The sequence below is a fragment of the Erythrobacter mangrovi genome (assembly GCF_013260645.1).
Classification (GTDB): Bacteria; Pseudomonadota; Alphaproteobacteria; order Sphingomonadales; family Sphingomonadaceae; genus Qipengyuania; species Qipengyuania mangrovi.
The window spans coordinates 1607625-1627365 of record NZ_CP053921.1; the positions used below are offsets into that span (position 1 = coordinate 1607625).

Annotated in this window: 19 protein-coding genes and 1 pseudogene; 15 read left to right on the forward strand and 5 right to left on the reverse strand. The window is 64.6% G+C overall.

Annotated elements, in window-relative coordinates; genetic code table 11:
• Window positions 1-24 precede the first annotated feature (24 nt).
• Window positions 25-765 carry a TlyA family RNA methyltransferase gene (locus HQR01_RS08280; protein ID WP_173214189.1) on the forward strand — a complete coding sequence of 247 codons (741 nt, stop codon included), beginning with the start codon at window positions 25-27 and terminating at the stop codon, window positions 763-765.
• Here HQR01_RS08280 and HQR01_RS08285 read toward each other — a convergent pair.
• A complete protein-coding gene (locus HQR01_RS08285) occupies window positions 762-2171 on the reverse strand; it encodes a helix-turn-helix domain-containing protein (RefSeq protein ID WP_173214191.1) in 1410 nt (469 codons plus the stop codon). The two genes, HQR01_RS08280 and HQR01_RS08285, sit on opposite strands and share 4 nt — an antisense overlap.
• A 113-nt stretch (window positions 2172-2284) precedes the next feature.
• Between HQR01_RS08285 and HQR01_RS08290 the strand changes: the two are divergent.
• The 10 genes and pseudogenes from HQR01_RS08290 to HQR01_RS08335 all read left to right on the forward strand — a co-directional run bounded on the left by HQR01_RS08290 (window position 2285) and on the right by HQR01_RS08335 (window position 11867).
• Window positions 2285-3817: pseudogene (locus HQR01_RS08290) on the forward strand (acyl-CoA carboxylase subunit beta).
• A complete protein-coding gene (locus tag HQR01_RS08295) occupies window positions 3814-4095 on the forward strand; it encodes an Imm32 family immunity protein (protein ID WP_173214192.1) in 282 nt (93 codons plus the stop codon). Before HQR01_RS08290 ends, HQR01_RS08295 begins: the two are co-directional and overlap by 4 nt.
• Entirely contained in the window at window positions 4092-4541 is a 450-nt protein-coding gene (mce, locus tag HQR01_RS08300; RefSeq protein ID WP_173214194.1) for a methylmalonyl-CoA epimerase, read from the forward strand. Before HQR01_RS08295 ends, mce begins: the two co-directional genes overlap by 4 nt.
• Window positions 4542-4582: 41 nt before the next feature.
• Window positions 4583-5368, forward strand: coding sequence for an enoyl-CoA hydratase-related protein (locus HQR01_RS08305; protein WP_173214196.1), 786 nt, complete (start codon window positions 4583-4585; stop codon window positions 5366-5368).
• Window positions 5368-5979: a glutathione S-transferase family protein gene (locus HQR01_RS08310; protein ID WP_173214198.1), complete on the forward strand. Its 612-nt coding sequence runs from the start codon at window positions 5368-5370 to the stop codon at window positions 5977-5979. Before HQR01_RS08305 ends, HQR01_RS08310 begins: the two co-directional genes overlap by 1 nt.
• Window positions 5980-5986: 7 nt before the next feature.
• Complete coding sequence (gene scpA, locus HQR01_RS08315) at window positions 5987-8233, forward strand: methylmalonyl-CoA mutase (RefSeq protein ID WP_173214200.1); 2247 nt, start codon at window positions 5987-5989, stop codon at window positions 8231-8233.
• Window positions 8230-9240 (forward strand): biotin synthase BioB, encoded by a 1011-nt coding sequence (gene bioB / locus HQR01_RS08320; RefSeq protein WP_173214202.1) that lies wholly within the window; start codon window positions 8230-8232, stop codon window positions 9238-9240. The genes scpA and bioB overlap by 4 nt, the downstream gene beginning before the upstream one ends.
• Window positions 9237-9455, forward strand: a complete 219-nt coding sequence (locus tag HQR01_RS08325) for a hypothetical protein (RefSeq protein WP_173214204.1) — start codon at window positions 9237-9239, stop codon at window positions 9453-9455. Before bioB ends, HQR01_RS08325 begins: the two co-directional genes overlap by 4 nt.
• 1 nt (window position 9456) lies before the next feature.
• A complete protein-coding gene (locus tag HQR01_RS08330) occupies window positions 9457-11496 on the forward strand; it encodes an acetyl-CoA carboxylase biotin carboxylase subunit (RefSeq protein ID WP_173214206.1) in 2040 nt (679 codons plus the stop codon).
• Window positions 11496-11867: a tRNA-binding protein gene (locus HQR01_RS08335; RefSeq protein WP_173214208.1), complete on the forward strand. Its 372-nt coding sequence runs from the start codon at window positions 11496-11498 to the stop codon at window positions 11865-11867. Before HQR01_RS08330 ends, HQR01_RS08335 begins: the two co-directional genes overlap by 1 nt.
• Here HQR01_RS08335 and HQR01_RS08340 read toward each other — a convergent pair.
• The 4 genes from HQR01_RS08340 to HQR01_RS08355 form a co-directional block, all read right to left on the reverse strand.
• On the reverse strand, window positions 11864-12634 hold the full coding sequence (locus tag HQR01_RS08340; protein ID WP_173214210.1) for a cyclase family protein: 771 nt from the start codon (window positions 12632-12634) through the stop codon (window positions 11864-11866). The two genes, HQR01_RS08335 and HQR01_RS08340, sit on opposite strands and share 4 nt — an antisense overlap.
• Window positions 12631-14031: a peptide MFS transporter gene (locus HQR01_RS08345; protein ID WP_173214211.1), complete on the reverse strand. Its 1401-nt coding sequence runs from the start codon at window positions 14029-14031 to the stop codon at window positions 12631-12633. The genes HQR01_RS08340 and HQR01_RS08345 overlap by 4 nt, the downstream gene beginning before the upstream one ends.
• A gap of 109 nt (window positions 14032-14140) precedes the next feature.
• A complete protein-coding gene (aroB, locus tag HQR01_RS08350; RefSeq protein ID WP_173214213.1) occupies window positions 14141-15250 on the reverse strand; it encodes a 3-dehydroquinate synthase in 1110 nt (369 codons plus the stop codon).
• Window positions 15241-15807 (reverse strand): shikimate kinase, encoded by a 567-nt coding sequence (locus tag HQR01_RS08355; protein WP_173214215.1) that lies wholly within the window; start codon window positions 15805-15807, stop codon window positions 15241-15243. The genes aroB and HQR01_RS08355 overlap by 10 nt, the downstream gene beginning before the upstream one ends.
• A gap of 75 nt (window positions 15808-15882) precedes the next feature.
• On the opposite strand from HQR01_RS08355, the gene HQR01_RS15340 reads away from it, so the two are divergent.
• From HQR01_RS15340 to HQR01_RS08370, 4 genes are read left to right on the forward strand one after another with little or no spacing between them, the layout of a single operon-like run.
• Window positions 15883-16017 (forward strand): hypothetical protein, encoded by a 135-nt coding sequence (locus HQR01_RS15340; protein ID WP_267905487.1) that lies wholly within the window; start codon window positions 15883-15885, stop codon window positions 16015-16017.
• Window positions 16014-17867, forward strand: a complete 1854-nt coding sequence (locus tag HQR01_RS08360; protein WP_173214216.1) for a hypothetical protein — start codon at window positions 16014-16016, stop codon at window positions 17865-17867. The genes HQR01_RS15340 and HQR01_RS08360 overlap by 4 nt, the downstream gene beginning before the upstream one ends.
• Before the next feature lies 1 nt (window position 17868).
• Window positions 17869-18747 (forward strand): tyrosine recombinase, encoded by an 879-nt coding sequence (locus HQR01_RS08365; RefSeq protein ID WP_173214217.1) that lies wholly within the window; start codon window positions 17869-17871, stop codon window positions 18745-18747.
• Window positions 18748-18756: 9 nt separating this feature from the next.
• Window positions 18757-19701, forward strand: a complete 945-nt coding sequence (locus tag HQR01_RS08370) for an acetyl-CoA carboxylase carboxyltransferase subunit alpha (protein ID WP_173214218.1) — start codon at window positions 18757-18759, stop codon at window positions 19699-19701.
• Window positions 19702-19741 lie beyond the last annotated feature (40 nt).

The following is a 19741-nucleotide window of genomic DNA, read 5'->3' on the forward strand; positions in this document are numbered from 1 at the left end:
TGCCCGCTAGGCGCAATCTTTCCAATGGCTAAGAAGATGCGCCTCGATCAGATGCTGGTGGACCGCGGGCTGGTGGAGAGCCGCACGCGGGCGCAGGCGCTGATCATGGCAGGCCTGGTCTTCTCAGGTGAGACTAAGCTGGCCAAGCCGGGGCAGCAGCTCGCCGAAGACACCCCGCTGGAAGTGCGCGGGCGCGACCACCCCTGGGTCAGCCGGGGCGGGATCAAGCTTGCCCATGCGATCGAGCAGTTCGGGCTCGATCCGACGGGCGTCACCGCCATGGATATCGGCAGTTCGACCGGCGGGTTCACCGATGTCTTGCTGCAAGGCGGTGCGGTGCATGTCTTCGCGGTTGATTCGGGGACCAACCAGCTAGCCTGGAAGCTGCGGCAGGACCCGCGCGTCACCGTGCTCGAACAGACCAGTGCGCGCATCCTCACGCCGCAACTGATCGACCGCCCGTGCAATTGGGTGGTCTGCGACGCCAGCTTCATCGGCCTTGCCAAGGTGCTCGAGCGCCCGCTCGAACTCGCCGCCCCCGAATGTCGCCTTGTCGCGCTGATCAAGCCGCAATTCGAGGTTGGGCGTGAGGAAGTGGGCAAGAAAGGCGTCGTCAGTGACCCAGCGCTTCACGCGCGCGTCTGCGATGAGGTACGCAGTTGGGTCGAAAGCCTCGGCTTCGAAGTGCAGGGGATTGTCGAAAGCCCCATTACCGGGCCTGAAGGCAATATCGAGTTCCTGATCAGCGCGCTGCGGGGCGCCTAGCCGAAGCGATAAGGCACTACGCCGCGCTGGTCGGGGTCGACCGCGATGGGGCGGTCGCTGGGCGGGAAGGCGCGCTGGTCGCAATCTGCGCGAGGACAGATACGGCAGGAGAGGCCGATCGGCGTCACGTTGCGGCCTGAAGCGATGTCGAGACCGTCGGCATAGATGAACTCCGCAGCGTGGCGCACCTCGCAGCCGAGCGCCACGGCATAGCGGCGAGGGGGGCGTTCGAAGGTCCCAGATGGCTTGACCAGCCCCTTGGCCATCGAGACGTAGCGCAACCCATCGGGCGTTTCGGCAAGCTGGACGAGGATTCGGTCGGGAACCGCCACCGCCTCGTGCACGATCCAAAGCGGGCAGGCACCACCGAAGCGGGCGAACTGCAATCGGGTTGCCGAATGGCGCTTGGTGATGTTGCCCGCCATGTCGACCCGGCAGAAGAAGAACGGCACGCCGCGTGCCCCGTCGCGCTGCAGGGTCGAGAGGCGGTGGCAGGTCTGTTCGAAACTCGTGCCGAATACCTGCGCGATCCGGTCGATATCGTGGCGCAGTTCGCGCGCGGTGCGGCGGAAATCCTCATAGGGCATCAGCAGCGCCCCGGCGGCGTAGTTGCTCAGACCTACGAACAGCAGCTGGCGCGAAGCGGCATTGGGGAGCTTGGCTTCCTCGACGACCCCCAGGATCTCGTCGCGCAGGGCGAGCGACACGAGCTGATGCGCCAGTTGGAACCGGCGGCTCTCGGCAGGCTGGCCCGGGTCGATCACGAGGTGCGCCATCTCCGCGTCGTAGCTGCGCAGGCCCGACTGGCCCGAATAGATCAGCGAGATCGACAGCGCGCTGCGCAAGTGGTGTTCGATTGCCTCGACGCTGGGGGAGGGTGCTCGCCCACGCAGGTGCTGGGCGAGCTGCTCTGCCGCGCGATCAAGCGTGTCGACGTAATTGTTCGCCACATGGAACCAGTCGCGCACCTCCTCCCAGGGCAGGCGCGCCCCGCCTGCATTGTCGGCAGAAAGTGCTTCATCGACCATTTCCAGCCGCTGTCCGGTGCGACGGTAAGCCTCGTGCAATGCGACGAAGCGCTCGGCCAGGGCCGGTTGCTGCTCGACAATGCGGGCGAGCTGGTCTGGGGCCATTGGTTCGGCGAACAGCGGGTCCGCCGCCGCTTCGCGCAAGGCGACGGTCAGGCGCTCGGCCCGGTCGGTGCCCAGGTCTTCCCAGTCGAGCGGAAATAGCTCCGCCAGCCGCTCTATGAGTGCGGTCGTCAGCGGTCGCTGGTCGTTCTCGAGCTGCGAAAGATAGGACGCGCTGACCCCCAGTGTTGCAGCGAAGTCGGCCTGGCGCACGCCGCGGGTTTCACGCAGGCGGCGCAGGCGTTCTCCGGCAAACAGGCGGCGACGGGTCGACATGTCACGTCAGGTTAGTTTGCAAATACCGACTTTGCAACTTTGCAACTTTGCATTGGACTTGGCGTCTGCTGGTGGCCAAGGGCAGGCTTTCCGCAATTGCCGATGGAGCAACAATGAGCGCCAATATCGCCGAAATGGAAAAACGCCGCGAGGCCGCGCGGATGGGCGGGGGCGAGAAGCGCATCGCAGCTCAGCATGCCAAGGGCAAGCTCACCGCGCGCGAGCGGCTGGACGTCCTGCTCGACGAAGGAAGCTTTGAGGAGCTCGACACCTATGTCGAGCATGACTGCACCGATTTCGGCATGGAGGATCAGAAGGTCCCCGGCGATGGCGTGGTCACCGGGTCGGGTACGATCAACGGCCGGCTCGTGTTCGTGTTCTCGCAGGACTTCACCGTCTTCGGCGGCTCGCTTTCCAAGCGCCATGCGGAAAAGATCTGCAAGGTCATGGACATGGCGATGAAGGTCGGCGCGCCGGTCATCGGCCTCAACGACAGCGGTGGTGCGCGCATCCAGGAAGGCGTCGCGTCACTGGGTGGCTATGCCGAGGTATTCCAGCGCAACGTGCTCGCCAGCGGCGTCGTGCCGCAGATCAGCCTGATCATGGGCCCCTGCGCGGGCGGCGCGGTCTATTCGCCGGCGATGACCGACTTCATCTTCATGGTGAAGGATTCGAGCTACATGTTCGTCACCGGTCCTGACGTTGTGAAGACCGTCACCAACGAAGTCGTGACGCAGGAGGAACTGGGCGGGGCGGTCACGCACACCACCAAGACCTCGGTCGCAGACGTCGCCTTCGAGAACGACATCGAGACGCTGCTCGCGACCCGCGACTTTTTCGATTACCTGCCGCTGTCGAACCGCGAGGACGTGCCCGAGCGTCCGACAGCCGATGCCTGGGACCGCGAGGAGCCGAGCCTCGACACGCTGATCCCCGACAACGCCAACCAGCCCTATGACATGCACGAAGTCATCCGCAAGGTGCTGGATGAAGGCGATTTCTTCGAAGTCCAGCCGGCCCATGCGGGCAATATCCTCTGCGGTTTCGGCCGGGTCGAAGGGCGCACGGTGGGCGTGGTCGCCAACCAGCCGATGGTGTTGGCGGGCGTGCTGGACATCAACAGCTCCAAGAAGGCCGCGCGCTTCGTGCGCTTCTGCGATGCCTTCGAGATCCCGATCCTGACTTTCGTCGACGTGCCCGGCTTCCTGCCGGGCACGGCGCAGGAGCACAACGGCATCATCAAGCACGGCGCCAAGCTGCTGTTCGCCTATGCCGAGGCGACCGTGCCCAAGATCACCGTGATTACCCGCAAGGCCTATGGCGGCGCCTACGACGTGATGGCCTCAAAGCACCTGCGCGGCGATTTGAACTACGCCTGGCCGACCGCCGAAATCGCGGTGATGGGCGCCAAGGGCGCGGTGGAGATCATCTTCCGCCAGGACCGCGACGATCCCGACAAGATCGCCGAGAAGACGAAGGAATAAGAAGACCGATTCGCCAACCCCTTCGTCGCGGCGCAGCGCGGCTATATCGACGAGGTGATCTACCCGCATTCCACACGGAGACGCATCGCGCTGGGGCTGCGCAAGCTGCGCGGCAAGCAGCTTGAGAACCCGTGGAAGAAGCACGACAATATCCCGCTATGATGGACAGCAACGAACTCATCTCCATTGCTGAAAGGCTGGAAGCGGGCGCTTTCGAGAATAACCGCTCCTTTCAGTTCAGGCACAGCGTCCACCGTGATGGCACAATCGAGATCACGGGAGATCAAGGAGCTTTGCGGGAGTTTGCGGGGCAAATTCTTCGGCTAGTAGCCAAGCCCTACGTCGAAGGTGCGCACGTTCACTTCGATTGTGCTGCTTTTTCCGATGAAGGGTCACAGCCGATGATCGTGTCGCGAGTAGAAGGGAATGAACGTCAATGAAACTCGGTCGTCTCAACCATGTCGGCGTCGCGACGCCTTCGATCGAGGAATCGATCCGCTATTACCGTGATGTCATGGGCGCGACCTCATTCCACAAGCCCTTCGACCTGGAGGCGCAGGGAGTGAAGGTCTGCTTCGTCGATACGCCCGGCGAGAACGACACGCATGGCACGCAGATCGAACTGATCGAACCGCTCGGCCCGGACAGCCCGATTGCCAAGTTCCTCGAGAACAACCCGTCGGGCGGGCAGCATCACCTGTGCTACGAGGTCGAGGATATCGAGGAAGCCCGCAGCTGGTTCGAAGGGATGGGCAAGCGCATTCTTGGCCCCACCCGCATCGGTGCACACGGCACGCCGATCTTCTTCCTTCACCCGAAGGATATGATGGGCCAGCTTACCGAAATCATGGAGACGCCCAAGGGCGACTCGCACTGGTCGAATTAAGGCAAACCCCTCCCGCTGCGGAGGGATGGAGGGAGAAACACGTGTCCTACGAAACCATCATCGTCGAGCGCGAAGGACCGCTGCTCACCATTACGCTCAACCGGCCCGAACGGCTCAACGCGATGCCGCCGCAGATGGCGGACGAGATCGGCGCGGCTTTCTATGATCTGGGCGATGCGCGCGCGGTGCTGATCACCGGTTCGGGCAAGGGTTTCTGTTCGGGCGCCGATCTTGCTGCCCGGGGTGAGGGCAGCGCGCTGCAGAACAAGGGCGGTAGCCACCGTGCGCTGCAGAACCACTACAACCCCGCCGTCAATTTGGTGCTGCGCGCGCCGGTTCCCGTGGTCTGCGCGGTCAACGGCCCCGCGGCCGGCGTGGGCTGTTCGCTTGCCCTGGCGGGCGACTTCGTGCTCGCGGGCAAGAGCGCCTATTTCCTCCAGGCATTCGTCAATATCGGCCTGGTGCCCGATGGCGGTTCGACCTGGCTGCTGAGCCGCGCCATCGGCCGCGCCCGCGCCACCCGCATGATGATGCTGGGTGAGAAGATCGGCGCCGAGCAGGCGGAGGAATGGGGCCTGATCTACAAGGCCTGCGACGACGATGCGCTGCTGGCCGAAGCGAAGGAACTGGCAATGCGGCTCGCGAACGGCCCGACGCTCGCTTACGCCACGATGAAGCGCAATATCGCCACCGCGATGGACGGCAACATCACCGAGGTGTTCCTTGCCGAGGCGGAAGGCCAGCGGATCGCCGGCGCCAGCCAGGACGCGATGGAGGGCGGCATGGCCTTCCTCCAGAAGCGCAAGGCCGAGTTCAAGGGCTGCTGATGCTGTTCTACGACTCACCGAACCCCGCGCCCAACCCGCGCCGGGTGCGCATCTTCGCTGCCGAGAAGGGGATCGAGCTGCCGTCAAAGGAGCTCTCGATCCCCGCGCGCGAACACAAGTCGCCCGAATATCTTGCGCTCAATCCGCGCGGGCAAACCCCCGCGCTCGAACTCGATGACGGCACCGTGATCGCCGAAAGCGTCGCGATTTGCCGGTACCTTGAGGCGATTCACCCGGAGCCCGCGCTGTTCGGCACCACGGCCAAGGAAATCGGGCTGATCGAGATGTGGTGCCGCCGGGTCGAGATGATCGCGATGATCCCGATCGGGCAGGTGTGGATCCACACCCATGCTTTCACCGCGGCCCTGCCTGGCCGAAATGCCGAGTGGGGCGAGGCCAATGTGCCGCGCGTCGCCGATGCCTTCGCGTTCTTCGATCGCAGTCTCGAGAACCGCGAATTCCTCGCGGGCGAGAGCTATTCCATGGCCGATATCCTGCTGCTCACCACGGTCGATTTCGCGACCTTCGTGGGCTGTGGTCCATCCCCCGAGAACGGCGCGCTCAACCGCTGGCACGAACAGGTGAGCGCCCGCCCGAGCGCCGCCGCCTGAGGACGACATGACCGACAAACCGACCCCCGCAGACTGGAAAGCGCTCGCCGAGAAGGAGGTTCGCGGCAAGGACCTCGACTGGCACACGCCCGAAGGATTCACGATCAAGCCGCTCTATACGGGCGAGGACGTGGCTGAGGATCCGGGGTTGCCGGGTTTCGCGCCGTTCACGCGCGGGGTGCGCGCCAGCATGTATGCGGGTCGTCCCTGGACGATCCGGCAATATGCCGGCTTCTCGACCGCCGAGGAATCGAACGCCTTCTATCGGCGCAATCTCGCCATGGGGCAGAAGGGCCTATCGGTCGCCTTCGACCTCGCGACGCACCGTGGATACGACAGCGATCACCCGCGCGTGGTGGGCGATGTCGGCAAGGCGGGTGTGGCGATCGACACGGTCGCCGACATGCAGATCCTGTTCGACCAGATCCCGCTCGACCAGATGTCGGTCAGCATGACCATGAACGGCGCGGTGATCCCGGTGCTGGCCTTCTTCATCGTCGCGGCGGAGCGGCAGGGCGTGTCGCAGGACAAGCTAGACGGGACCATCCAGAACGACATCCTCAAGGAGTTCATGGTCCGCAACACCTATATCTATCCGCCCGAACCAAGCATGCGGATCGTTTCGGACATCATCGCATATACATCGGCCAACATGCCGAAATTCAACAGTATTTCGATTTCTGGTTATCACATGCACGAAGCCGGGGCGACGGCGGTGCAGGAATTGGCCTTCACCATCGCCGACGGCAAGGAATACGCCCAGCGCGCCATGGCCGCGGGGCTGGATATCGATGCCTTCGCCGGTCGCCTGTCGTTCTTCTTCGGCATCGGGATGAACTTCTTCATGGAGGTCGCCAAGCTGCGCGCTGCGCGTACGCTGTGGTGGCGGGTGATGGACGGGCTGGGCGCCAAGAGCGAGCGCAGCAAGATGCTGCGTACCCATTGCCAGACCTCGGGCGTGTCGCTGCAGGAGCAGGACCCCTACAACAACGTCATCCGCACCACGATCGAGGCGCTGGCCAGCGTGCTGGGCGGGACCCAGTCGCTTCACACCAATGCGTTGGACGAAGCGATCGCGCTGCCGACCGATTTTTCCGCCCGCATCGCGCGCAACACGCAGCTGGTGATCCAGGAGGAAAGCGGCATCTGCAACGTGGTCGACCCGCTCGGCGGCAGCTACTACGTCGAGGCGCTGACGAAGCAGCTGGTGGACGATGCCTGGGCGCTGATCGAGGAGGTCGATGCTGCTGGCGGGATGACCGCCTATGTCGGCACCGGCAAGCCCAAGGCCGCGATCGAAACCGCAGCCGCGCAGAAGCAGACCGGCATCGACCGGGGCGAGACGGTGATCGTCGGCGTCAACAAGTACCGCAAGGCGGAAGAAGACCCGATCGACACGCTCGATATCGACAACCACGCGGTGCGCGAGTCGCAGATCGCACGGCTGAAAGCCGTGCGTGCGGGGCGTGACGAAGCCGCGTGCCAGGCCGCATTGAAGGCGCTGACCGAAGCGGCCGCTGCCGATCCGCGCGCTGCCCGCGCGGCGCTTGCCGACGGGCGCGACGACAAGGGCGTTCCGCTGCCTCCGTCGGTGATCGAGGAGATGCGGGCGAAGGGCGACATCAACCTGCTTGCCCGCGCCGTCGAATGTGCCCGCCACGACGCGACGCTCGGTGAGATTTCCGCCGCGATGGAGGCCGCCTTCGGTCGCTACGATACAATGCCGCGGCCGGTGAAGGGCATCTATGCCTCCGCCTATGCCGGTGACAGCCGCTATGCGCAGGTAGTCGAGGGGGTCGAGGCGGTCGCGCGGCGGCTCGGGCGCAAGCCCAAGATCATGGTCGCCAAGATGGGCCAGGACGGCCACGATCGCGGCGCCAATGTGATCGCCAGCGCCTTTGCCGACATGGGCTTCGACGTGCTCAGCGGCCCGCTGTTCCAGACCCCGCAGGAAACCTGCGCCATGGCGCTGGAAAACGGTGTCGATGCGGTCGGCTGTTCGAGCCTGGCGGCAGGGCACAAGACGCTGATCCCCGAACTGATCGAGCTGCTGCGCGAGGCAGGCCGGGCGGACATCAAGGTCGTCGCGGGTGGGGTGATCCCGCCGCAAGACTACGAATTCCTCAAGCGCGCCGGGGTGCAGGGCATCTATGGCCCGGGTTCGAACGTGGTCGAATGCGCCGCCGACATGCTGCGCCTGCTGGGACACAATATGCCGCCTGCGGGCGAGGAAATTAATGAGGCTGCTGAGTGACTGAAGTACGTACCGACTGGACCCGTGAAGAGATCGCGGGCCTGTTCGACCTTCCCTTTACCGAACTGCTGTTTCGCGCGGCCACCGTGCATCGTGAGTTCCATCCGCCCGAGCAGGTCCAGCTGTGTACGCTGCTCAGCATCAAGACCGGCGGCTGCCCGGAGGATTGCGGCTATTGCTCGCAGTCGGTTAAGGCCGATAGCGGGGTCGAGGCTACCAAACTGATGGAGGTCCAGTCGATCCTCCAGAAGGCAGCGCAGGCCAAGGATGCGGGCAGCCAGCGCTTCTGCATGGGCGCCGCCTGGCGCAACCCCAAGGACCGCGACATGCCCGCGATCGTCGAGATCGTGAAGGGCGTGCGCGCGATGGGGCTGGAAACCTGCATGACGCTGGGCATGCTCACGCCGAAGCAGGCCGACATGCTCGCCGAGGCGGGGCTCGACTATTACAACCACAATATCGACAGCAGCCCGGAATATTACGAGCGCGTCATTTCCACCCGCAAGATGGAGGACCGGCTCGACACGCTGGCCAATGTCCGTGCGGCGGGGATCAATGTCTGTTCGGGCGGGATCGTCGGCATGGGCGAGACGCGCGAGGATCGCGTCGGCTTCGTTCACACGCTCGCCACCCTGCCGCAGCACCCCGAAAGTGTGCCGGTCAACGCGCTGGTCCCGGTCAAGGGCACGGTGCTGGGCGACATGCTCGCCGACACCCCGCTCGCCAAGATCGACGACATCGAGTTCGTCCGCACCGTCGCGGTGGCGCGGATTTGTATGCCGATGAGCATGGTGCGCCTGTCCGCCGGGCGCGAAAGCATGAGTGAGGCAACGCAGGCGCTGTGCTTCCTCGCCGGGGCGAACTCGATCTTCACCGGCGACAAACTGCTCACCGCGCCTAACGCGGGTGACGACAGCGACTCCGCGCTGTTCGCCAAGCTGGGGCTGACCGCGCTCCAGCAGGAAGAACCGATGCGGGCCTGCAAGGTGGCGGAGGCAGCGGAGTGAAGCGCTCGTCGACCGCTTGGGCCATCGTTTTTTCAGCAGGTTCTGGGATCTACTGGTTCATCGTTGCAACGATCTTGGACGTCGTGGCCCCAATGATGCTCGATGATGGGCCTTGGCTCAGTCGTGTCGCGTTCGAGTTTGCTGCTGCGCTGATCCTCTATGTCGCTGTTTGCGTGTTTTTCTTACGCTGGCTCACCGGCAACGAACGGAGCTGAAATGTTCAAGAAAATCCTCATCGCCAACCGTGGCGAGATTGCTTGCCGGGTCATCAAGACCGCGCGTCGGATGGGTATCGCGACTGTTGCGGTTTACTCCGACGTCGATGCGCGCGCGCCGTTTGTGCGGATGGCGGATGAGGCGGTGCATATCGGCCCGGCGCCTGCAGCCGAAAGCTACCTGATCGCGGACAAGATCATCGCCGCCTGCAAGCAGACCGGGGCCGAGGCCGTGCATCCGGGCTATGGCTTCCTTTCCGAACGCACCAGCTTTGCCGAGGCGCTGGCGAAGGAGAACATCGCCTTCATCGGCCCGCCGGTGAACGCCATCGCCGCGATGGGCGACAAGATCGAGTCCAAGAAGCTGGCCAGGGAAGCCGGGGTCAATGTCGTCCCCGGTTTCGTCGGCGAGATCGAGGATACCGAGCACGCGGTGCGCATCTCGAACGAGATCGGCTATCCGGTGATGATGAAGGCCAGCGCCGGCGGCGGCGGCAAGGGCATGCGTCTCGCCTACACTGAAACCGATGTGCGCGAAGGCTTCGAGAGCGTGAAGCGCGAAGGGCTGAACAGCTTCGGCGACGACCGCGTCTTCATCGAGAAGTTCATCCTCAATCCGCGCCACATCGAGATCCAGATCCTCGGCGATCAGCACGGCAACATTCTCTACCTCAACGAGCGCGAATGCAGCATCCAGCGCCGCCACCAGAAGGTGGTGGAGGAAGCGCCGTCGCCCTTCGTCACGCCCAAGATGCGCAAGGCGATGGGCGAGCAGTGCGTCGCGCTGGCGCGCGCGGTGGGTTATTACAGTGCAGGCACGGTCGAATTGATCGTCAGCGGCGCGGACCCGAGCGGGGAGAGCTTTTACTTCCTCGAAATGAACACCCGCCTGCAGGTCGAACACCCGGTGACCGAAGCGATCACCGGTATCGATCTGGTCGAACAGATGATCCGCGTCGCGGCGGGCGAGAAGCTCTCGATCACGCAGGACGAGGTCAAGATCGACGGCTGGGCGATCGAGAACCGCGTCTACGCCGAAGACCCCTATCGCGGCTTCCTGCCCTCCACCGGCCGGCTGGTGCGTTACCAGCCCCCGGTCGAGCCCTGGGCCGATGACGGGACGGAGAACGGCCGCCGCGGCGTTGCTGGCATCCGCGTCGACGATGGCGTGTTCGAGGGCGGCGAAGTGTCGATGTTCTACGACCCGATGATCGCCAAGCTGGTCACCTGGGGCGCAACCCGCGATGAAGCGGCGGACCTGCAGGTGCAGGCGCTCGACGCTTTCCGCATCGAAGGGCTGGGCCACAATGTCGACTTCCTCAGCGCGATCATGCAGCACCCGCGCTTCCGCTCGGGCGAACTGACTACCGGCTTTATCGCGGAGGAGTATCCCGAAGGCTTCCATGGCGCTGCAGCTTCCGGCGAACTGTTGCGCGGCCTTGCCGCAATCGGCGGCGTGATCGCCACCGCCGACGCAGATCGTGCGCGGCGGATCGACCAGCAGCTCGATGGCACCATGCTGCCGCCCGGCGACTGGGTCGTGCGCATTGGCGACACGGACTATGCCGTCAGCCTGGAGGAAGAGGCCATCACCGTCGATGGCGAACCCGTGGCGCTGTCGATGGAATACACCCCTGGCGACGCTATGGTCGATGTCGAGCTGGGTGGGGACGAGGAGGTCGCGGGCGAGGCACTGACGCTGCAACTGGCGCGCACCCGCGCCGGCTATGCCATCACCACCCGTGGCGCGACCCACCAGTTGCGCGTCCTTCCGGCCCGCATCGCGCACCTCGCCGAACACATGATCGAGAAGATCCCGCCGGACCTTTCGAAGCTGCTCATCTGCCCGATGCCGGGCCTGCTGGTGAAGCTGCACGTGGGCGAAGGTGAAGAGGTCCAGCCGGGCCAACCGCTCGCCACGGTCGAAGCGATGAAGATGGAGAATATCCTGCGCGCCGAGAAGCAGGCGACGGTGGCGAAGATCAACGCCGCCGAGGGCGATAGCCTGGCGGTCGACGCGGTGATCCTGGAGCTCGAATAATGCACCTCCTCCACGACCCTTCGGCACCCGCCGCGGACGCAATCGGGTTCGAGGATTTCCTCAAGGTCGATATCCGCATCGGCACGATCCTGTTCGCGGAGGAGTTTCCCGAGGCGCGCAAGCCGTCCTATCGCCTGCAGATCGACTTCGGGCCGACTATCGGGGTCAAGAAGAGCTGCGCGCAGATCGTGGCGAATTATCCAATCGACGAGCTGCCCGGCCGCCAGGTGGCCGCTGTGGTCAACTTCCCACCGCGCCAGATCGGCCCGGCCATGTCCGAAGTGCTGACGCTGGGGTTCGCCGACCAGGCCGGCGAAGTCGTGCTGTTCGCGCCGGACGTGAAGGTGCCCGAAGGATCGCGCCTGTTCTAATCGTCGATCAGGGCGACAGCCCGAATCCAGCCGGCACTGGCGCGCTCGATCTTCACCGGGAAGCAGCTGAAGGTGAAGCCGTGGTCGGGCAGGGCGGCGAGGTTGGTGAGCTTCTCGATCTGGTAATAGGGACGGATGCGTCCAGCCTTATGGCCTTCCCAGATGATCGCCGGATCGCGGTTCTCGGCCCAGCGGCGGGCGGTGTGGCTGAAGGGCGCGTCCCAGCTCCACGCGTCAGTACCGACCACTTCGACCCCGCGCTCGGTCAGCCATAGGGTCGCTTCGGCGCCAAGGCCCACGCCCTGGTCGGTGAAATTCTCGGTGCCATACACCGCACCCGACTGCACCAACACGATATCGAGCGGCTGCAGCGCGTACCCGATCCTGTCAAAGGCTTCCTCGACTTCCGTGCCGGTCACCACATGGCCATGGGGCAGGTGCGAGAAATCGAGCTTCACACCCGGGCGGAAGAAGCGATCGAGCGGTGCCTCGTCGATGCTCGGCGCAGGGCTTGCCCCGCTGTCGGTGGTCGAATGGAAATGCCACGGCGCGTCCATGTGCGTACCGTTGTGCGTCGACAGTTCGAGCATCTCCACGGCCCAGCCTTCGCCGTCGGGCAGGTCGCCTTTTTCCAGCCCCGGAAAGAACATGGCGATCTGCTGCCAGGTGTTCTCGTGGGTCATGTAGGTGATCTTCGGGCGCATCACCTCGGGATCGGAGATCACGCGGTTGGTGATGGGGATCGAGAGATCGACGAAGCGGGTCATGCGAGTGCGGCGTCCTCCGGTGCGGCATCATGCATCAGGCGCGGGGCGAGGAGAAGCTTGAACACCACGAAGACGAAGCCGGAAGCGGCGGCAAATCCCATGTGGATCAGCCAGAACTGCGTGACCGGCATGGTCTCGAACCAGCCGCCGACCCAGCCGACCATCGAGTTCGCGCCAAAGAAGGAGAGGTAATAGAGGCCGATCACAGTGGCGTTGATTTGCTTGGGCGCGAGGCGGGCGAAGAGTGCAAGGCTGACGGGGAGCATGTGCGCGAAGCCGATAGAGTTCACCACATGGAACATGACCGGCCAGAATAGCCCGATCTTCTCGCCCGCGGGGGTGGTTGAGGCGGCGAGGTAGAGGCAGGCCATGCCGCCGATCGAAAACAGCGAACCGATGATGATCTTGGTCAGCTCATCGGGCTCCGGCCATTTGGTCTTCCACCAGCGATAGAAGGCAGCAACGATGGCGAGGAAGCTCACCGACACCACCGCGTCGAGCGTGATCAGCCATGTGGTCGGGAGCTTGTCATCACCCCAGTAGAGCGCAAAGTCGCGGTCGCCCCACACGAGGTAGGCGTTGAATATTTGGTTGTTGGGTACGATCCCGACCGCAAGAACCGGGATCAACAGGATGAGTGCCGCAGTCGCCACCCAGTCGTTGCGCGACATCGGTTCGGACGGGCTGGCCGCCTTGGCTGGAACGTCGAAGTGTTCCGCCGGCAGGTACTTTTGGCCTGCCAGATAGATGCCCAGCGCCACGAGCATGCCGACGCCCGCGGCACCGAAGCCGTAGTGCCAGCCCAACGTTTCGCCCAATGTTCCCACGATCAGCGGGCTGGCGATCACCCCCGCGTTGATACCCAGATAGAAAATCTGGAAAGCGTCGGCGCGGCGCAGGTCCTCGGGTTTGTAGAGGCTGCCGACCTGGCTCGCGATATTGCCCTTGAACATGCCCGATCCGAGGATGAGGCACAGCAAGGCGAGCAGGAAGGTCACATTGAATGCCATCAGGAAGTGTCCGATGGCCATCGTGATCGCCCCGACCAGCACCGTCCGTCGTTTCCCGAGGACACGGTCCGCCAACCAGCCGCCGAGGATAGGGGTGAGATAAACGCTGGCGGCATAGGTTCCGAAGATCGCGCTGGCGAAGGGTTGCCCGTCTATTCCGCCGAAGATCGAGCGCAGTTGTTCGATTCCAGCGACCTGTTCGACATTGCCGGGTAGGAGCAGCGACTTGGTCATGTAGAGGACCAGCAGTGCCTGCATGCCGTAGAAGGAAAACCGCTCCCACGCCTCGGTAAATGCGAGATAGCCGAGCCCCTTGGGATGCCCGAGGAAAGACCTGTCGGACTCGCTCACGTTCTCCAGGTCAGGCGTCGCTTCGGCAAGTGTCATCGGCATCCCCGTCGTTTCGTTTGGGCATGGGGATAACGGCAGACAACCGGCCTGTCTCGCAATCTTCGGTCAGCGACGTTGATAAATGCTGCGCAGCAAAGCTGCGGAATCAGGCGATGGAAAGCTGTCCGTCGAGAAATTCGGCGACGTCATCCAGCGCAACATCCTTGGCGACAAATGCCTCGCCGATGTTGCGCAGCAGGATGAAGGGCAGGGTGCCCGCATCCATCTTCTTGTCGTGCAGCATATGCGCGACCAGGGCCTTGCCATCGCAAGTCAGGCCAAGGGCCGAAACTTCTGCCGGCAGGCCTGCCGCGACGACTGCGCGAGCGACGCGTTCCGCAGCACCATCGGCGGTCAGGTCGCGGCGCGCGGAATAGCGTGCCGCCAGGACCATGCCGAGCGCAACGCCTTCGCCGTGGAGCAATCGGTCGGAGAAGCCGGTCTCCGCTTCCAGCGCGTGGCCAAAGGTATGGCCAAGGTTGAGCAGCGCGCGCGTACCCGTGGTTTCGCGTTCGTCCTCAGCCACGATGCGGGCCTTGGCGGCGACGCTATCGGCGACTGCGCGTTCGAGAGGCTTGCTCTCAAGCCCGACCACCGCTGCGCCCTGGCCCTCGAGCCATTCGAAGAAGTCCACGTCACCCAGCACGCCGTATTTCAACACCTCGGCATAGCCGGCACGCAGCTCGCGCGCGGGCAGGGTAGCGAGCGTGTCGAGATCGGCGAGTACCAGCGAAGGCTGGTGAAAGGCCCCCACAAGGTTCTTTCCTGCCGCGGTATTGATCGCGGTCTTGCCGCCGACCGAGCTGTCGACCTGCGCCAGCAGGGTGGTGGGCAGTTGCACGAAACCGCAGCCGCGCTTGAGGATCGCGCAGGCGAATCCGGTGAGGTCGCCAACCACGCCCCCGCCCAAAGCCAGCACATGGTCGCCGCGCTCGACGCCTTCTTCCAGCAGCCAGTCGACCAGTCGTGCAAGGCTATCCCAACTCTTCGAGCCTTCGCCGGGCTCGACCAGGTAGGGCGCAATTTCGAAGCCTTCGGTGGCAAGCGATTTGGCCAGGCGTTCACCGTGCGCGGCCCAGGCATTGGCATCGGCCACCACGGGCACGCGCGCCTTGCGCAGGAACTTCCGCGCATGGGTGGCGGTATCGTCCAGCAAGCCATGCCCGACCAGCACCTGATAGCTGCGGCCGGCCAGTTCAACCGGGATCATAGCCATGCTTCGATCGCCTCCAGGATGCGATATGCAGTTTCGTTGTGCGGCCCGTCGTCGGTGAGCACATGGATCTGCGCCTCGGCATAGGCGGCTCCGCGCTGCTCGCGCAATCGGGACAGGATCTCATGCGGATCGCCGTCCTTCAGCAAAGGCCTTGTGTCGCGGCGTGCGGTGCGCGCGACCAGCGTGTCGATTGCGCAATCGAGCCAGATGGCAAGCCCACGCTCGAGGATCAGCGCGCGGGTCTCGGGATCGACGAAGGCACCGCCACCCGTGGCGATAACCCCGTGATGCTCTTCCATCAGCCGCGCGATGACGCGGCGTTCGCCATCGCGGAAGTAGGCTTCGCCGAACTCGGCGAAGATTTCGGGGATGGATCGATCTGCCGCCCGCTCGATTTCCTCGTCGGCATCGACGAAATCGGTACCCAGTAGGGCAGCGATACGCTTGCCGATGGTCGATTTTCCCACGCCCATCAGCCCGACCAGCACCACTGGCCGGTCGAGCCGGCGCGCGATCCCGGCGATCTCCGCATCGGTCAAGGCGAGCGCGTGGGTCATTGCCGCCGTGCCTAGAGATGGGCTAGGGCGCGGGCAAGGTATCAGCACTTGGAATGGGACGCGAAAAACTTGGCCATGAGCGGGAAGCGGATTGGAGGCGTGCTGGCGTTGCTGTTCTTGCTGTTGTGTGCGCTGGCCCTGATCGATGGAGGCGAAGAGCCGCTGCATCCGATCGAGCAGGCGATCGAGCTGCCGGAGAGTGCGCGATGAAGGCTGGCTGGTTGCTTGGTGGAGCCGCATTGGCGCTGACGTCTTCGCTGGTTCTTGCGCAGTCCGCGCCCGAAGACCTGCTGCCTCCTGGTTTCGATACGCCTGCGCCTGCGCCCGCGCCCGCTCCGGCCCCCGCGCCGCGTGCAACGCAGGCACCGGCCGCAAGCCCAGCAGGGCCGGCTGCACCGCGTACTGGCGAAGTTGTGCAAGCCCTGCCGACGGGCGACGACGCTGCAGCGCCCACAGTCACCGGTTTCGACCTGACCAAGCTCCCGACGCTCGAAGAGCTCGAGGCGATGACGACCGATGAGCTTGACGATTTCCTCGGTCTCAAGCCGAGTGCGGATATTCCTGCTGCGGCCCGACGCTCGATGGAACGAGCGGGTATCCTCTCCATGAGCGAAGGTGGGTTACCCGGCGGCTCGCTGGCGAAGCAGCCCGCCGCACTGGTGCGGGCGGCGCTCAAGGGCACAAACAAGCCGATGGTATCGCGCTGGGGGCACATCCTCCTACGTCGGGCACTGGTAAGCCGGCTTGCTGCGCCGGAAGGGATGGATCCGGTCGAATTCGCCACCTTGCGTGTGCGCACGCTCAATATGCTGGGCGAATATGCCGTCGCACGCGCGCTGGTCCAGGATATCGACACCGCCGACTATTCGCCTGCTCTCGCCGATGCGGCGATCGATGCGTATATCGGGACAGCGGACATTGTCGGGGCGTGCCCCGCGGTGAGATTGGTCCGCACCGACCGCGACGATGCACAGTGGAAGATGCTTTCGGGCATCTGCGCGGCCTTTGCGGGTGAAGAAACGCGCGCCCAGAACGATCTGCGCAGATTGCAGAACAGCGGGCAGATGGTCGCGATCGATATCCTGCTGGCGCAACGGTTCGCCGGCGCCGCCGGGACGGGCGGTAAAGCTGTGACCATCGAATGGGACGAAGTCTCGGATATCACGCCCTGGCGTTTCGCACTGGCCAATGCCCTGAGCGAACCGATCCCTGACAACCTTGCCGATGATCTCGCGCCGGCGCTGCTCAAGAGCGCCGCGGTGACTCCGGCCCTGGCATATCAGCAAAGGGCGCCGGGGGCAGACGTGGCTGGGCAGAGCGGCATTCTCTCCGCTTCGGCGATGGTCGATCTCTATGGCCAGATCCATGCCGAAGGCGGCGGAGACAGCGAGGCGGCGACCCGCGCGGCGCGCCTGCGCGAAGCCTATGTGGGGACCGATCCGGCGGCGCGCCTGGCGGCGATCCGGGATGTGTGGAGCGATGCCGGCGGCTTCGGCTATGGCCGCATGGTGCTGACCGCCTATGCCGCAGCTCGCCTGCCTGCACAGGATGATTTTGCAGATGATGCGGGCGAGTTGATTGCGTCGATGCTCAGCGCGGGGCTCGATCGTGACGCGATGCTGTGGGCCAACGTGGTCGAGCGAGGCTCGGTTGGCTGGGCGCTCCTGGCCATTGCCGCTCCCAATCGGCGCCAGGCCGTGACCGATGGCGAAATGGACACTTTCGTCGATGACGACGATTCGTCAGGGCAGCGCAAGTCGCGGATGCTGCTTGCGGGCCTGGCTGGTCTTGGCCGTCTCCAACAGGCAACCATCAACGAGTACAGTGGCAAGCTGTCGGTCAGCCTTGGCGGGGAAACCCGCTGGACCCGCGCGATCGATGGCGCGGCACAGGTCGGCAATCCTACCCTGGTGGCCCTGCTGGCAGGTCTCGGCATGCAAGGTGACAGCTGGGATCGGATGACTGCGCGGCACCTGTTCCATATCGTTTCCGCCCTCCGGCGCGTGGGGCTGGAAGCGGAAGCCCGCATGATCGCCGCGGAGGCGGTCGCGCGCGCCTGACGTGAGCGCTGTCCCAGATTTCCTCGCCATGCTCGCCGCCGAGCGCGGCGCGGCGCGTAACACCATCCTCGCCTATGGCCGCGACCTGGATCAAGCCGAAGAGATGCTGGGCCGCTCGCTGGACGATGCGAATTCGGCACAGTTGGCGCGCCTGGCGCAGGGCTGGTCGGCGCTGGCGCCTTCGAGCGTGGCGCGCAAGGTATCTGCCTTGCGTCAATTCTACGGCTTCCTGATCGACGAGGGCCTGAGGGAGGATGACCCGACGCATGCGTTGCCGCGCCCCACGATGCGCCGCCCGCTGCCCAAGATTCTTTCGCATGAACAGGTCAATGCCCTGTTTCGCCAGGCCGAACATGAGGCGGAAGGAAATTTACCACTGGCCGTCCGGCTGCTGACACTTCTGGAACTGCTTTACGGCTCAGGCCTGCGTGCGACCGAACTCGTTTCGCTGCCACTATCGGCCGTGCCGCGCGACGCGCCTTTCCTGACCGTCATGGGCAAGGGTGGGCAGGCGCGCATGGTCCCGGTGAGTCAGCGTGCCACGGCAGCCCTGTCACGTTGGCTCACTGTTCGCGAGACCGGGTCGCCATGGCTGTTCCCTTCGCGCACCGGCCATATCTCACGCGTCCGCCTGTTCCAGCTCCTCAAGGAGCTTGCCGTTCGCGCGGACCTGCCGCCGGAGAAACTCAGCCCCCATGTCTTGCGGCATGCCTTCGCCACCCACTTGTTGGAGGGTGGTGCGGACTTGCGGGCCCTCCAGACCTTGCTGGGCCATGCGGATATCTCGACGACGCAAATCTACACGCACGTCGATGCCGAACGGCTGGTGAAGCTGGTCAATGAGCGGCATCCGCTTGCACGCCGCGCCGCATCAGACTAGCGCGTGCCGATGATTTCCTATCTCGAATTCGAGAAGCCCGTCGCCGAGCTTGAGCAGCGCATTGCCGAATTGCGCAACGCAGCCGAAGGCGACGACGTCGATATCTCTAAGGAACTCGCGCGGCTCGAGAAGAAGAGCGCGGATTTGCTGGCGAGCACCTACCAGGCATTGACGCCATGGCAGAAGACGCAGGTGGCCCGGCATCCGGCGCGTCCGCACTTCCGCGATTATGTCGAGCATGCCTTCGAGGAATTCGTGCCGCTGGGCGGCGATCGTTGTTACGGCGATGACGAGGCGATCCTGGGCGGTTTCGCCAAGCTCAATGGGCGCAAGGTCGTCCTGATCGGGCACGAGAAGGGCAACGACACTGCCAGCCGCATCCGCCACAATTTCGGCATGGGCAAGCCGGAGGGCTACCGCAAGGCGATCCGCCTGATGGAACTGGCCGGTCGTTTCGGTCTGCCGGTGGTCACACTGGTCGACACCTCGGGCGCATTTCCCGGCGTCGAGGCCGAAGAGCGCGGGCAGGCCGAGGCCATCGCCCGCTCGACCGAGGCGTGCCTGGCGCTGTGCGTGCCCATGGTCGCGGCGATCGTGGGTGAGGGCGGTTCAGGCGGCGCTGTCGCACTGGCAAGCGCGGAACGTGTGCTCATGCTCGAACACGCGATCTATTCAGTGATCTCGCCCGAAGGCTGCGCTTCGATCCTGTGGCGCACTGCCGAGAAGGCGCCCGACGCCGCGGAGGCGATGAAGGTCACCGCGCAGAACCTCGCCGAACTCGGCGTGATCGACCGGATCGTGGCCGAGCCGGTGGGGGGTGCGCACCGCGACCCGCGGGGAGCGGCAAAGGCCCTGGGCAGCGCGATTGGCGAGGAACTGGACAAGCTGTCTCGCTTCAGTGGCGATGAGCTGCGGCGCATGCGCGAAGAGCGCTTTCTCCAGATCGCCGGCTGACGGAAGCGGGAACCAATCGGTCCCGCCACCTGTTCTGCAA